Below are 14799 nucleotides of genomic sequence, written 5' to 3' on the forward strand. Positions count from 1 at the left end.
CGTCAAGCCGGCCCGCGCGTACGGATCGTCCACAGCACGACGGCGAACAATGCGACGCTGGACAGGTGCCGCAGGTAGCTGCCGAGATCCGGCTCGAACAGCATCGATACCGCGACATGGCCGAGCAGCAGGCACGCGAGCAGTTCGCCGTTGCAGGGCAGGCCGTTCGTGCGTTCACCGGTGCGCTGCGTCGGCGCGCGTCGCCACGCGGCGCCGAGAAACAGCGCGACCAGCGCCTGCATCGCGAATCCCTTCGGATCGAACGAGAACAGCACCGGCAGGTTGAGCCGCACGAGCGAATACGCATAGTTGCCCGCGAAATGGACGAACGAATCGGGCGGGAACGGGTTGTAGAAACTCGTGCGCGCGCCGAACGGCGACGCATACACGAGATAGTCGACCGCGAGGTCGCGCGGCTGCTGAAGCAGCGTATAAGCGGCATTCGGCAGCGCGAGCAGCACGGCCGCGACCAACAGCGCCCCGGCCAGCCTCGGCAGTGTCGATACCCGGCGCCACACCCATGCCGCAAGCGCGATCGCGACGATCAACGCGAAGTAGCTGCGGATCGTCGCCGCGTAGCCGAGATACAGCAGCACGGCGATCGTCATCGCCCCCGCCGTGCCGCGTACGCGCGCAGCGGCGAGGACGACGATCGACATCGCGACGACGAGCGTGTCCTTGCTCGCGACGAACAGGTTGAAGAACAGGCACGGCGCAATCAACGCGAGATGGGCGGCCAGCGCGCCGAGCCGCCGTGTCGCGCGCAACGCGATCCAGATCGTCGCGACGCCCAGCGCGACCACGAATACGGCCGTGCCGGCGCTGCCGAGCGCCTGGTACAGCTTGCCGACCGCATCGAACGACGAGCCGTCGTAGGTCGAGCCGCCGCCGATCTGCGTCTGGATCTTGTCCGAGTCGCGGAAGATGAATTCCGGCAGCAGCACGCGCGCGTTCGCATAGACGCCGACGTACAGCAGCGCGAGACACGCGGCGATCGTATCGCGCAAGCCGCGGCTCAGCAGCGGACCGCTCGCGATCAGGTTACGCAGCATCGGCCGCTCCGGGCCGGGTGGCGCGGCGCGCCGTCGGGGCGCGAGACGACACGATCCACACGAGCCACGCGGCCACCGCGATGCTCGCGACGAGATGCGCGACGGCCGCGCCGATCGCGCGCCCGTCATGCACGAGTGCGATCGTCATCGGGACGCACGCGAGCGTCAGAACGGCCATCACGCCGGCGACCACGCGGCCTGCCCTCAACGCGACGGCGGCAGCCCACAGTACGTCGCAGATCGCGCGCAGCACGAACGACAGCAGCAGGATCGCGAGGAGGACGGTTGACGGCAGGTCGCCGCCTTCGTGCGCGAGCCGGAACAGCCACGGATGCACCGTGACGATCGCGAGCGCGGTCGCACCGGTCAGGATCGCCGACCCGCGCAGCGCCCGCGCGAGTTCGCTGCGAAATGCCCGCGGTGCGCTTCGCGGACAGTCGAGCGCACGCACGAGACGCGGCGCGGCGACCGCCGCGACGGTGGCCGACGCGATCGTCTGAATCGCGTTCGCGATCGACCATACGAACACGTAGCGGCCGAGCTCGCTCGCGTCGAGTATCGCGGACGCGACGAAACGTTCGAGATACTGCAGCACCGACAGCAGCAGCAATGCGACGAAGAACGGCGCGCCGCTGCGCCAGACCGTCGCGAGCGGCAAGCGCGTGGCCGACAGCGCGGGCATCGCCGGCAGCCGGCTAGCCGCGCCCGATATCAGCAGCCCGCCGAGCGCGACGACGAGCACGTCGCCGGCGAGCCAGATCGCGAGCACGCCGTCGATCGACTCGACCACGCGCGCCGCGAGTGCGGCGACCGCGACGCCGGCCCACGCGCCGGTCCGCACGAACAGCAGCCACGACGCCGCGCGGACGCGATGCAGCGAGAACAGCCATGTATTGACCTCGAGCGCCGCATGTTCGGCGCATGCGACGAGCATCACCAGCGCGAGCGGCACGTCGGCCAGCGCGCCTGCCCGCGGCAGCCCGAAGAACGCGCCGACTGGCAGCGCGGCCGCGCCGCACAGCACGGCATAGACGCCCGCATACAGTACCGACAGCCGCATGCAGGCCCGGATCGCGTCGCGCGGATCGGGGCCGGCGAGCCGGCGGTTGATTTCGGTGCTGAAGCCGAGCCCGAGCACCTTCGATCCGACGACCGATACCGCCAGCGCGACACCATAGACGGCGACCGCATCGAAGCCGAGCATGCGCGCGGCGACGATCGTCAGCACGAACTTCAGCCCGAGCGCGGCGATCCGCAGCGCGAGGCGCGACGAGGCGGCCTTCATCGTGCGGCTCCGTCGTAGAGCGCGGCCCTCAGCGCGGTGACGATCCGGTCACGCTCGCGGCCGAGCCGCACGATGCCGGTGTCGGTCTGCGCCCAGAAGCGGCGCAGCGCATCGGGCGCGAACAGCGTGTCGCATACCGCATTCGCATCGAAATCGGCGGCGTTCGCGACCCAGTGGCCGACGCCGAGATCGGCATACGCGCCGAACCCCTTGCGCTCGTAGCTCAGGTGGTAGGCCGGCACGCCGTGCAGGATCGACTCGAGCGCGCCGTGCAGGCGCACGGAGACGACCGCGTCGGGCGTGTCGCGGGCGAGCACGTCCTTCAGCGTGCGCGTGTCGTCGAAGCCGCGTTCGCGATAGTACGCGGCGTCGTCGTTGCCGCGCCCGGTGCTTTGCACGGCGAACGTGATGCGACAGAACGCGCCGAGCCGTTCGATCAGCGCTTCCGTCTGCGCGTGGTAACGCGCGCATTGCGCGGCGCTCCACGCGGGCGGACGGCGCAGCACCAGCGCGATATGGTCGGGGCGGGCCGGCGGCACATGCGCGTGCTCGCGCTGACCGGCCGCACGCCGGCCGAATTCGAGCACCGCGAGATCGGGCGCTCGCCGCGTGTTCGGGTTGGCGGCGAGCAGCGCCATCGAGCGGTCATCGCGTACGAACACGGTGTGGAAGCCCGCAAGCAGCGACGTCAGATGGGCGGCGAGCATCGCATTGCCGGCGGCCGGGCCGATGCTCTGCGGCAGGTAGACGGCAGGCTTGCGCGCCGCACGAGCCGCACGCATCTGCATGAGGTGCCCGGCTTCGAGCTTGAGCGCCTCGACGCTGTTGCGCGCGCGCAGGTAGCCGCCGCCGACGCCGACGATCAGGTCGACCTGCTTCAGCAGGCCGCGCAGGTCGGCCAGTGCCGGATTGGCGCCGACGGGCAGCGCGGCCATCGCCGCGCCGATCAGCCGCCCGGCGCCGCCGGCAGCGAGCACGGGCGCGGGCCGCACGTCCGGATGACCGGGGAACGATGCGGGATCGGCCGCGACGACGGACACGCGGGTGTCCGTGCCGAACGCGCCGCGCAGCAACGCGACCGACAGTTCGACGAGCAACCCGTCGCCGGCGTTGCGTGCGCTGTACGCGTGCAGCAGGGCTACGTGAACGGGGCGGCTCATCATGCGTTCTCCCGGAGCAGGTCGCGATAGACGGCGAGCGTGCGATCGACCATTGCCTCCGCCGAAAAATGGGGGTAGGCGCGGGCGCACTGATCGCGCATCAGCCGGTGCGCGGCCGGGTGCTCGACGAGGCGACCGACCATCGACGCGAACGCGGTCGGGTCGTCGCTGTTCGATACCGTCAGCCCGACGCGATGTTCGGCAATCAGCTCGGTCGCGCCCGACACCTGCGTGGCCACGATCGGCACCTGTGCGGCGACGGCTTCGAGGCATACGTACGGAAAACCTTCGTAGCGGCTCGGCAACGCGAGCAGGTCGAACGCGGAGAAGTAGCGGCGCGCCGCGTCGACGCGGCCCGCGACGCGCAGGTTCGCCGGCAGGTCGTGCGCTTCGTCGCCAGCGGCCCGGTCGAAATCGCCGGAGCCGATCGCGACGACCTGCACGCGGTCGCCGAAGCGTTCGTCCAGTACGCGCGCGATCCGCACGAGGCGGTCGACGCCCTTCTGATGATCGAATCGCCCGACGAACCCGACGACGAACGGGTGATCGGCCAACCCCAGCGCGATCCGTGCTGCCTGGCGCGCGAGCAGCGTCGGCGGCGTGACGCCGTTCTCGACGAGCCGGATGCGGCCGCGCGCGATGCCGAGCGCATGCAGGTGATCGGCTTCGTCCTGCGACACGGCGATCACCGCGTCCGAGCACGCGTTGCCGAGCACGCGCTCGATGCCGCCGTAGAACGCGCGCTTCGCGGGCGACAGCGTCGGGTTCAGCGTATAGACCGCATGCGGCGTATAGACCTGCTGCCATGGCCCGCGGCACAGGCGCGCGAGCGCGCCGGCTTTCGAGCTGTGGCTGTGCACGATGTCGGGGCCGATCCGGCGCAACAGCCGGCGCAGCGCAAGTACGCCGCGCAGGTCGTGGGCGCCGACCGCGCGCTGCAGCGGCAGCCGGTGGAACGTCTTGCACTGCGCGGCCGCGCCGGCCAGCATCGCGTCGTCGAAGCGTTCGCCGCGCGGCGCGATCAGGTGGATTTCCGCGTGTCCGCGTGCGTGCAGCCCGGCGATCAGGTCGGTCAGGTGGACGGCGACGCCGCCGCCGGCCGCTTCGACGACGAGCGCGATGCGCAGCGGCGGCGCGGCGGTCGCCGGGGGCGCCGGCGGGTTCGTATCGGGTTGAAGGGTCACGCGATCGTCGAGTGAAGGCGCGAATGCGATGTCGCTCATGCGGACCTCCGCAGCAGACGTTGAAGTGCCGCGCGTAGGCGGGCGAGGTGCGTACAGCGCTGCGTGTCGCACGTGTAGCGGTAGGCTTCGTAGCGATAGCCGCCGTATTTCGAGCCGAAGGCCGATGCGCCCGCGCGCGGATCGAGGCCGTTCAGCACGACGCCGGGCTGTGCGTCGGGCCGCTGCGGCAGGCGTTTCGCGGCTTCGACGAGTTCGCCGGCCCGCGTCGAGCCCGCGCGTGCGACGAGCAGCGTCGCGTCGGCATGGGCGCCGAGCCAGGTCGAGTCGGTGGCGGCGAGCAGGGGAGCGGAATCGACGATGACGAGGTCGTAGCGCGCGCGCAGCGACGCAAGCAGCGCGCCGAGGCCGGCCTGCTGCAGCAGCGCGGTCGGCGCGGGCGGCAGTTCGCCGGTCGGCAGGAGATCGAGATTCGGCGCGACGTTGCGCTGGATGACCTCGTCGGCGCTCGCATGGCCGCCGAGCAATGCCGCGAAGCCCGCGCCGCGTGCGAGTCCGAAGTACTGGTGCAGGTAACCCTTGCGCAGATCGCCGTCGATCAGCAGCACGCGCCGGCCGCTCGCCGCGTGCACCGCCGCGAGGTTGACCGACACGAACGACTTGCCGGTGCCGGGTGCGGGACCCGTGACCAGCACGAGCGGATGCGCGCAATCGGCGAGCGCGAAATGCAGCGCGGTTTGCAGGCTGCGCAGCCCTTCGATCGCCGGCTCGTACGGATCGTCGTAGGCGAGCACATGCCGGCCAGCGTCGTGTTGCTCGATCGCACGCATCAGCTTGCGCTGGCGGGCGGCCGCAGGCAGCACCGCACGCACCGGCAGCGACGTGTGGCGTTCGATCTCGTCGACGGCGGTCAGGCCGCCGTACAGGAATTCGCGCGCGAACGCGGCGATCAGCCCGAGCGCGAGGCCGGCGAGCGCGGCGGCGGCGATCACGACCGGCCGGTTCGGCCGCACCGGATCGGCCGGCGCGACGGCCGCATCGACCACGCGCACGCTCGCCGTCCTGCCGGCCTGCACGAGTTCGAGCTGCTGGGTGTTGTTCAGCAGCGCGGTGTACAGGTCCGCGTTCACCTTCACGTCCAGGCGGGCGCGCACTTCCTCGCTTTGCTGCGCGGGCAGCCGCGCGATGCGCGCGTCAAGCGCGCCCTGCTGGCGCTTCAACGTCGCGAGCTGCGCGTCGAGCGCGGCCATGTCGGGGTGCGTCGGCAGGAAGCGGCGCGACAGTTCGTCGTGCTTCTGCTGCAGTTCGAGCACGCGCGTCTGCAGGTCGGCGCCCTGCTGCAGGACGACCTTGCCTTCTTCCTCGAGATCGACCGAGCCGGTGCGGCTGCGCAGGGTCGCGTAACGCGTTTCCGCGCGCTCGAGCTGACCTTTCACGATCGGCAACTGCTCGTTCAGGAACGCGAGCGATTGCGCGGCCTCGGCCGTGCGGCGCGCGATGTTCTGTTCGACGTAACGGTTGGCGATCGCGTTGAGCGTCGCGCTGATGTCGACGGGATCGTGGCCGCGCAGCGATGCGACGAGCACGCCCGATTGCTTCACCTTCTCCTGGACGTCGAGCGCATTGCGCAGCGTGTCGATCGTTTCCGCGCGCGATTGACGTACCAGCGCGAAGCGCGTGCCGGGCAGCGCGTCGAAGCCGGTGATGTCGATGTGCAGCGGGCCGTGGCGCGTGTCGAAGGTTTCCGCGCGGCCGATCGTGCCGACCGCATCGGCCTTCATGTCCGCGCCGGTGAGCCGGTAACGCGTGGCGTCGAGCCGCACGACCTGGAACGTGTCGCCTTCCGCACGCGTCGGGACGTCGAAGCGCACGACGTCGATCCGCTCCTGTCCCCATGCATAGCCGCCGAAGCCGAACAGGCCCGGCTTCACCGCGCCGTCGTTGAAGCGCGCGACGAACGCGCCGATCACCGGCACGCGTGCGGGCGTCGCGACGATATAGGCGCGCAGGTCTTCCACCGCGCGCGTGACGACGAGCCGCGACGACAGGATCTGCGCCTCGGCCGACGCGGGCGACGCGACGTTGAAGAACGACGCGGCGTCGCCGAGCAGGTTCTTCGATGCGGCGTCGGTCGCATCGTCGGTCTGGATCATCAGGTCGGCCTGGTAGGTCGGCGGCGCGACGAACGCATACAGCGCGCCGGCGGCGACGCAGGCCGCCGTGATCGACGCGATCGTCCAGCGTGCCTGGCGCAGGACGTCGAGCACGCGGATCAGGTCGATCTCGCGTTCGGGAGAAGCGGAACTCGTCATGGCTGGGATTCGGAGAAAGAGGCGGTGACGTGCGGCCAGCGCGCGGCGAGCCGCGGTAGCCAGCTGCCGACCGCGAGATCGATCAGCGCCGCGCAGCGCACGAAATCGTCGCGCGTGCCGCGATAGGGATCGGGGACGTCGAGGCCGATCGGCGCACCGTCGGCTATTCGCGCGTATTCGCCGAGACGGAACACGCGGCCGCGCAGGAACGGGTGACGCGCTTCGAGCACGCGGCGCTGCTTGCCGTCCATCACGAAGATCAGGTCGGCCTGCGCGCACAGCGCGGCCGTCACCGGCCGGGCCATGTGCGCGTCGAGGCTCAGCCCGCGCGCGGCGGCCATGTCGCGGGCCAGCGGGTCGGCCGGCCGGCCGTTCGGCGGCGCGAGGCCGGCCGAGCCGGTCCGCGCGTGCGGCAGCTTCGCCGCGAGCAGGGCGGCCGCCAGCGGGCTGCGGCACACGTTGCCTTCGCAGACGACGAGCAGGAACGGGGGCGGGTTCGGCATCATTTCGTGGCGATCCCGGCGGCGACGCCCGTGTTCACGCTGGGCAGCAACAGGCTCAGCACGCGGCTGATGCGGACGAGCCCGTTGCCGTCGACGTAGACGATGTCCCTCGGCTCCAGCTCGAACTGGTTCGCGAGCACCATCGCGACAGGTGAGCGCGCGTCGAGATGGAACACCGTCGGCGTGCGGCCCTGCGCGCCGCGGATCACGAACATCTGCGCGGCATCGGCGGTATTGGAATTGATGCTGCCGGCTTGCAGCAGCGCGTCGCTCAACGTCAGGCGGCCGTCGCGCTTCGGCAGCGCGAGCATCGGGCGGTTCACCTCGCCCATCACGTACACGCCGTTGCTGTCTCGCGCACCGACGCGCAGCAGGTCGCCGCCGCGCAGCACGATGCGCGACGGGTCGCGGTGGCGTTCGATCAGGCGCGCCAGGTCGATGCGCACGGGCGTGCCGTCGCGCACGATCGTCACGTCGCTCTGATCGGCGCCGGGCGTGAAGCCGCCGGCGCGCGCGATCGCGTCGGCGAGCGTCATCGGCACGTCGTTGACGGGCAGCGCGCCCGGCGTGTGGACTTCGCCGTCGACGTACACCTGCTGCGAACGGAACGACGCGATGCGCAGCGTGACCTGCGGCTCGCGGTAGAGCTTGCCGAGCGCCTGCTTCACGCGCGCCTGCGCGTCGGCGGCGGTCAGCCCGGCGACCTTCAGCACGCCGGCATACGGGAACGTCAGGTTGCCGCGATCGTCGACGACGAAGCCGGCAACCGGGTCGGCCGACCGCGGCGGCGTCTGCTGTGCGCCGCCTTGGGCTGCCGCGAGTTCCGGGTGATCCCACACGGTGATCTGCAGCACGTCGCCCGGCCCGATCCGGTAGGCCGACGACGCGCGCGATGCGGCCGGCGTGTCGAACGACGCCGCGGCCGCATCGCGGGCCGCGCGCTGGCGCGCGATCAGCGACGGATCGATGTCGACGATCGGCGGCGTGGCGACGGCATCCCCGCCCGCGGGCTGCGCACGAGCCGGCGTGCCGGCCGTGGTCGACGCGGCCGCGGCGCGTGCTTCGGCCACGCGCGAGTCGGCCGCGGCCGGCGCGGGCGCGCCGTCCTCCGGCGCGTCGGCGAGCCAGCCGAGATACGACGTGTTCATCTTCATGCCGGGCGCGAACGCGCATCCGGACAGCGCTACGCAGGCCGTCAGGACGAGCGCGAGCGCACCGTGGCGGCGCGCGGCCGCCGATGCGATCGAGGGTGTCATGAGTTCCTTCCAGTTGCGCCGCGCGTCGGGAGACGGCGGCGGCGCGGGAGCGGGTCTGCCGAAGCAGGGGCCGCCGGGTCAATCGAAGCAGCCGCGGCGGCGATGCCGCTGCGGCGAACGGCATGCGCCGTTCAGTACGCGTTGGGATGCACGATCCCTTTCAGCACCGTCGCGCCGATGATTCGCAGGTCGAGCGCGAACGACCAGTTGCGCAGGTAGTACAGGTCGTACTCGACGCGCGACTGCATGCTTTCGAGCTGTTCGGTCGCGCCGCGCAGCCCGTTGACCTGCGCCCAGCCGGTGATGCCCGGCTTGATCCGGTAGCGATGGATGTAGCCGTCGACGAGCGTGCGGTACTGCGCGTCGTGTTCCACCGCATGCGGACGCGGACCGACCACCGACATGTCGCCGAACAGCACGTTGATGAACTGCGGCAGTTCGTCGAGGCTCGTGCGGCGCAGGAACGCACCGACCTTCGTCACGCGAGGGTCGTTGCGGGTCGCCTGCTCGACCTTGCCCGGTTGCGCGGCATGCACGCGCATCGTGCGGAACTTGTAGATGTCGAACGTGCGGCCGTCGCCGCCGCGTCGCTTCTGCGTAAACATCACCGGGCCCGGCGAGCTCAGCTTGATCGCCGCGGCGATCGCGAGCAGCAGCGGCATCAACACGATCAGCACGGCAGTCGCGAATGCGCGATCGAATACCGCCTTCACCCACAGCGCGCCGCGCGACAGCGGCGGCGCGGCGAGCGAGATCGCCGGTTCGCCGAGGATTTCGTCGACCTGGCTGCCGAACAGCGCGTGCTGGCTCACGTCGGGCATCAGGCGCAGTTCGACGAAATCGCTGCGGAATTCGTCGATCACGCGCGTGATCGCGGCGTCTTCCGCGAGCGGCAGCGCGATCCACACTTCGTCCGCGCGCTGGCGGCGCGCGCATGCGGCAAACGATGCGAGATCGGTCGTGACGAGCGCGTCGCCGGCGAGCGTCAATTCGCGGCCGCCCGTGCAATACGCGCTGACGAGCCGGTAGCGCGTACTGCCGGCCGCGTCGAGCGACGCGACGATTCGCGCGAGGCGCTCGCCGCTGCCGACGACCGCGATGCGGGCGGGCGTCGCCGGCACGCGCAGGCTGCGCCGGCGCGCGATGCTCAGTGCGATCCGGAACACGACCAGCACGATCCCGACCTCGATCGTCCAGTCGAAGAACCACGTCAGCATCATCACGGTCGCGGTGGTCAGCGCGATCATCTTCAGGAACACGAAACCCTGCACGACGAGCCACAGCGCGAGCGTGCGGACCGCATAGCGCGTCGCTGGGCGCGGCCGGCCATCGAGGCCGATGCCCGCCAGGCGCAGCAGGAACGCCGCGAGCAGCGCGCTCACGCCGATCAGCAGCCATTCGATCGCAAGCGCGTCGAGATTCCACAGCGAACCCTGGTGCGTGAGTACCGCGATCGCGACGATCGCCGCGACATCGACCATGCAGACGACGATTTCGCCGCGCGGCCCGTGCTTCTTGTTCATTTCATCCGCCATCCTTGCCGTTGCGCACCGTCCGGAATGGCGGTGCGTCCGCGTTCGTGCAACGCTCCGCAGAGCGGTCTGCTGCCCGGCGTGTTGCACGATGCGTTCGGGCAGTACGGCGAGTCTAGGAGCGATGACGGGGCGAGACCATCGGACTGCGGGCGGTCCGCAAGGGCACTTCGATCGGACTGCGCCTCAACGGGCTAGGACTCGTTCCCGATGACGTCAGGGATTGTCAAACCGCCTGTGGACAGGCGATTGGCACACGCTGTCGGAACGCTGTGGCGATGGCGATGGCGATGGCGGCTCGCGATGCGGCGTCGTCATGCCGCCACCGACTGCGCGGCCAGCAACGGTGCGAGCGATCGGGCTTGCGGATGGCGGCCGATCGTTGCCAGCGCGTCGGCTTCGAGCCGGCGACGCTGCGCGGCATCGCGAACGAGTTCGGCGCAGGCATCCACCAGCGCGTCATATGGCGCCGCGCGGAAGCCGTTGGCGTAATCGGGATCGACCGACGTCGTCGGCGACACTTCGCCCACGATCGCCTTGCCGTTCGTCATCAGATAGAACGCGCGCACCACCTCGAAAATGTGCGACGCGTAGTGATGCAGATTCAGCACGACCTTCGCACGCGCGATGAACGCGTCGCGCTCGGCGCCGTAGATGCCGCCGCTGACGATCCCGACGTTCAGCCCGCGCGCCTGCAGCGCGTCGAGGATCGCCGCGCGGCGCGGGCCGATCGTGCCGTAAAACAGCACGTCGATATCCTGCTCGACGTCATCCGGAATGCGGCGCAGCTTCGGATGGAAACCGAGTTTCAGGTAGCGCGCATGCTCGATGCCGAGGCTATGCAGTTTCGCGAGATTGCGCGCGCTGTAATCCCAGGTTTCGTATCGCGACGCCCATCGATAGATGTTCCGGTTCCACGGCTGTTCGTCGACATGCAGCTGCTCGGTATTGACGACGATCGTGTCGTCCGGCACGTGCTCGGTCACGCCTGGATCGGCGAGATGGCAGCCGATCAGGATGTTCCGTGCATCGGACATCATGGTGTTCTCGTTGAAGTGAACCGCGTGGCCGAGATCTTCGAGCCCGTACGCGATCGCCTCGGCGAGTTCCGTGAAGGCGCCCGAATGCGCGTAGCCGGGCGGGCGGACGATGCAGAGGTTGTAATCCATGACGAATCTCCTGTCGGGGCGGCGACCGTCAGCCGGCCAGGCGGCGAAGATCGGCGGCGACCGCATCCATGACCGGCTGCCAGTCCGCGAACGTCGTCTGCCGATACAGCGACGCACTCGGGTAGAACGGGCTGTCGCGGCGGTCGTGCTGCCAGACCCAGTGCGGGTTCGCATCGAGCAGCACCCACGTGCGCTGGCCGAGCGCGCCGCTCAGGTGTGCGGCCGACGTGCAGACGGTGATCACGAGATCGAGTGCGCCGACGAATGCGGCGGTGTCGTCGACCGTGCGCCATTCGCGCGTGCAGTCATTCACGACGAAACCGGCCGCGCGGGCGGCTTCGATGTCGTGCTGCGCGCCCGGTTGCAGCGAGTAGAACGCGACGTCCTGCTGCAGGCCGCCGAACGCTTCGGTAAAACGCTCGAGGCCGACGCGGCGAAAGCGGTTGCGCTGGTGCGACAGACTGCCCGTCCACGCGAGGCCGACCTTCAGCCGCTTTTCGCCCGCGAGCGCCGTGCGCCACGCATCGGTGGCTGCCGGGTCGGCGTGGAGGTACGGCGCCGTCGTGGCGAGCGCGTCGCCGTCGAGGCCGAGCATTCCGGGGATGTTCATCAGCGGCAGCTCGACATCGAATGCGGGCAGATCCTCGATGCGCGTGCTGGTGTCGAACACGTCGACATGCGTTGCCAGGCTGCGCCCGAACAGGTCGCCCATCACCGGAAACGCATTCCACACGATCCGGCCGCCGTCGCGATGCACGCGTTCCGCAAGCAGCGGCATGTAGCGGCAGAATTGCAGTGCGTCGCCGAGACCCTGTTCGCCCCACACGAGCAGCGTCTTGCCCTTCAGCGATTCGCCGCGCCAGCGCGGAGCGGCAAACGCCGGCAGTTTGCCGCGCAGTTCGGCCGAGCCTTCCCAGCGCGCTTCGTAATGGGGCCAGCCCGACGCGAAGTCGCCGCGCGCAAGCTGGAGCAGCGACAGATTGTGGCGATACGTCGGGTTGTGCGGCGCGAGTTCGACGGCGCGTTGCGCGTGCGCCTCGGCCTGGCCCCACCATTGCGCTTCCTTCATGGCCGTCGCCGCGTTGTTCGCGGCCAGCGCGCTGTCGGGCGCCAGCGCGACCGCACGGGTAGCCGCGCGCAATGCGCCATCGAGATCGAAACGGTCGATGCGCGTGACGACCGCATTGATCCACGCGCGTGCGTCGTCGGGGTCGTCGTCGAGCGCGCCTTCGATGAGCGCGAATTCCAGATCGGGATCGCCTTCCGTCAGCCGGATCGCGAGCGCGAGATTGTTCTTCAGCGACGGCCACGCGGGTGCGAGTTCGAGTGTGCGGCGATAGGGCGCGATCGCATCCGCGTGGCGTCCCGCCATCTGCATCGCGTAGCCGCAGTTGAATGCCGCTGCCGGCGAGTCCGGACGCAGTTTCCAATGGGCGGCGGCCAGATGGGCGGCGCTCGCCGTTTCACCGCGATCGATCAGCGTTTGCGTGGCGGTGGCGACGGCGTTGTCGTCGATATCGACCGAGGCGGCATCGGCTCGCGTGGCGAGCGTCGTGTCGTCGGTGTCGGCGAGCGTGGGCGTGTCGTGGGGCGTGATCTGCATGTCGGGGCTCCGGAGGGGCCGGCCGCGTTCGAGGCAGCGGCCGGTGGCGGGGTTTGTCGTGAGGGCGCCAGCGGCTTGCACGCATGGGCACAAGCAGCATGGCGCCGGCTTGACGTCCACTTTATGGATCTGCACCCGGCAACTGAATAAGACCAGTCCGAATCGATGAGGCCCAGCGATGCGTCCCCCGGTCGCGAACGCGCCGTTCGGTCACGTTTGTAGTCCCAGTCCTATTTTTGGGTTCGCCGTTCGCCAATAAGACTCGTCTGATAGAGATCGCGTGCAGCGATCTTTGTAATACGCAGTATTCCGGCCGACGTCGTTCGGCAACTATCAGACAGGGAGTACTGACGATGAGCGCAGCAGATTTTCTGGTGAAAGGCACCGTGATCGGGATGGTCGCGAGCGCGGCCACGGTCGGGATGGTCCACGTGGCGGTCGAGTTCGGCACGCGTTGGTCGTCGAGCGGGATGGTCGTGACGACGGCGACCGCCTTGCTGATGGCGATGCTGCTGCTCGTGCCGCCGCTCGTTACCGCATGGCGGAACCGCAAGGACGTGGTCGATCCGCTCTACGAGCCGGCGGCATTGAAGCCGACGCTGCAAGGGCGGACGATCGGCATTGTCGTCGGCATCGTGTTCGGCATCTCGATCGTGACGGGGTGGTGACGATGTCGATGCCCGTTACCGATCTTCGCGACGCAACCATGGCGCCGGTACGCGCTTCCGCCGTCGATGTGCCGTCCGTCTTCAACACGCTTCGCGTGATCTCGCTGCAAGGCGAGCGTGGCCGCCGCGACGCGTTTCGTGCGAACAATCCGACGCTCGCATTCGAATTCGTCGACGCGGTCGACGGCCGTGCGCTGTCGGACGACGATATCGCACGAAGCGGCCTGTTCGCGCCGGCGCTGCCGTACACGCGCGGCGCGATCGGCATCGCGATGACCACGCATCGCCTGTGGACCGACATTGCCGCAGGCAACGAGCTCGTGACGATCGTCGAGGACGACGCGATCTTCCGCCCGGACTTCGACGAGACGGCGATGCAGTTCCTCGCCGCCCATGCCGGCCGTTACGACTTCGTCGCATGGGGCTACAACTTCGACTCGATCCTGCGCGGTGCGATCTTCAACAGCCGCGCGCCGGTGACGATGCGCTTCGACGAAGCGGCGCTCGCGCAGGCCGTCGACGATTTCCGCACCGACCGCGGGCCCGTGCTGGTGATGGACCTGCTCGAGTTCTACGGGATCTGCGCGTACACGATTTCTCCGGCCGGCGCGCGGTTCCTGCTCGACCATTGCTTTCCGCTGCAACCGGAGACGCTGTTCTCGCACGGGCTCGGCCGCACGCTGCCGAACTACGGGATCGATGTCGCGATGAACAAGTTCTATGGCGCGATGCGCAGCGTCGCCGCCTTTCCGCCGCTCGCCGTGACGATGAACGCGCGCGAGATGTCGACGATTCAACGGTGACGTCGTGCGGAATAGGACCAGGCTGATTGTGCAGACGCCGTATGCGCTTCGACAATGCGAACGTCGGGCAACTGCATGGTACGCGCCCGATACCTCGTATCCGAAGCCACGCTTCGTTGGACGCGCTGCCCGTTCGCCGGGCAGCGCATTTTTCTCCGCGCGAGGCCGACGCGAGCGACGTTGCCGGCGCGGCCCGGTCAGGATGGCGAGAGGTGAATGCCTTGCGGCGACCGGTGGGCTCGGTCGCATCTGCACCGTTCGGGTCGCAGGTTGGG

The 14799-nt window shown here is 69.5% G+C and carries 12 protein-coding genes; 2 read left to right on the forward strand and 10 right to left on the reverse strand.

What is annotated here, in order from left to right; all coding sequences use genetic code 11:
- Nucleotides 1-2: 2 nt before the first annotated feature.
- The 10 genes from CFB81_RS29285 to CFB81_RS29330 form a co-directional block, all read right to left on the reverse strand.
- Complete coding sequence (locus tag CFB81_RS29285; protein ID WP_089437472.1) at nt 3-1052, reverse strand: hypothetical protein; 1050 nt, start codon at nt 1050-1052, stop codon at nt 3-5.
- Nucleotides 1042-2337 carry a lipopolysaccharide biosynthesis protein gene (locus CFB81_RS29290; protein WP_089437473.1) on the reverse strand — a complete coding sequence of 432 codons (1296 nt, stop codon included), beginning with the start codon at nt 2335-2337 and terminating at the stop codon, nt 1042-1044. The genes CFB81_RS29285 and CFB81_RS29290 overlap by 11 nt, the downstream gene beginning before the upstream one ends.
- On the reverse strand, nt 2334-3497 hold the full coding sequence (locus CFB81_RS29295; protein WP_069617584.1) for a polysaccharide pyruvyl transferase family protein: 1164 nt from the start codon (nt 3495-3497) through the stop codon (nt 2334-2336). Before CFB81_RS29295 ends, CFB81_RS29290 begins: the two co-directional genes overlap by 4 nt.
- Nucleotides 3497-4720, reverse strand: a complete 1224-nt coding sequence (locus CFB81_RS29300; protein ID WP_089437474.1) for a glycosyltransferase family 4 protein — start codon at nt 4718-4720, stop codon at nt 3497-3499. Before CFB81_RS29300 ends, CFB81_RS29295 begins: the two co-directional genes overlap by 1 nt.
- Nucleotides 4717-6990, reverse strand: coding sequence for a polysaccharide biosynthesis tyrosine autokinase (locus CFB81_RS29305; protein WP_089437475.1), 2274 nt, complete (start codon nt 6988-6990; stop codon nt 4717-4719). Before CFB81_RS29305 ends, CFB81_RS29300 begins: the two co-directional genes overlap by 4 nt.
- Nucleotides 6987-7493, reverse strand: coding sequence for a low molecular weight protein-tyrosine-phosphatase (locus CFB81_RS29310; RefSeq protein ID WP_089437540.1), 507 nt, complete (start codon nt 7491-7493; stop codon nt 6987-6989). Before CFB81_RS29310 ends, CFB81_RS29305 begins: the two co-directional genes overlap by 4 nt.
- Nucleotides 7493-8749 carry a polysaccharide biosynthesis/export family protein gene (locus CFB81_RS29315; RefSeq protein ID WP_089437476.1) on the reverse strand — a complete coding sequence of 419 codons (1257 nt, stop codon included), beginning with the start codon at nt 8747-8749 and terminating at the stop codon, nt 7493-7495. Before CFB81_RS29315 ends, CFB81_RS29310 begins: the two co-directional genes overlap by 1 nt.
- A gap of 131 nt (nt 8750-8880) precedes the next feature.
- Nucleotides 8881-10272 carry an undecaprenyl-phosphate glucose phosphotransferase gene (locus CFB81_RS29320; RefSeq protein ID WP_089437541.1) on the reverse strand — a complete coding sequence of 464 codons (1392 nt, stop codon included), beginning with the start codon at nt 10270-10272 and terminating at the stop codon, nt 8881-8883.
- A 323-nt stretch (nt 10273-10595) separates the two neighbouring features.
- A complete protein-coding gene (locus tag CFB81_RS29325; RefSeq protein ID WP_143329335.1) occupies nt 10596-11450 on the reverse strand; it encodes a glycosyltransferase family 4 protein in 855 nt (284 codons plus the stop codon).
- Nucleotides 11451-11478: 28 nt separating this feature from the next.
- The gene (locus tag CFB81_RS29330) at nt 11479-13053 is read right to left on the reverse strand and encodes a hypothetical protein (protein ID WP_089437477.1); all 1575 of its coding nucleotides are present in this window, start codon (nt 13051-13053) and stop codon (nt 11479-11481) included.
- A 353-nt stretch (nt 13054-13406) separates the two neighbouring features.
- Here CFB81_RS29330 and CFB81_RS29340 point away from each other — a divergent pair, with 353 nt between their 5' ends.
- Nucleotides 13407-13721 carry a hypothetical protein gene (locus CFB81_RS29340; RefSeq protein ID WP_069617591.1) on the forward strand — a complete coding sequence of 105 codons (315 nt, stop codon included), beginning with the start codon at nt 13407-13409 and terminating at the stop codon, nt 13719-13721.
- 2 nt (nt 13722-13723) lie between these two features.
- Nucleotides 13724-14524, forward strand: a complete 801-nt coding sequence (locus tag CFB81_RS29345) for a glycosyltransferase family 25 protein (RefSeq protein WP_256976365.1) — start codon at nt 13724-13726, stop codon at nt 14522-14524.
- Nucleotides 14525-14799: the final 275 nt, after the last annotated feature.

The organism is Burkholderia sp. AU28863 (assembly GCF_002223195.1).
GTDB classification, from domain to species: domain Bacteria; phylum Pseudomonadota; class Gammaproteobacteria; order Burkholderiales; family Burkholderiaceae; genus Burkholderia; species Burkholderia sola.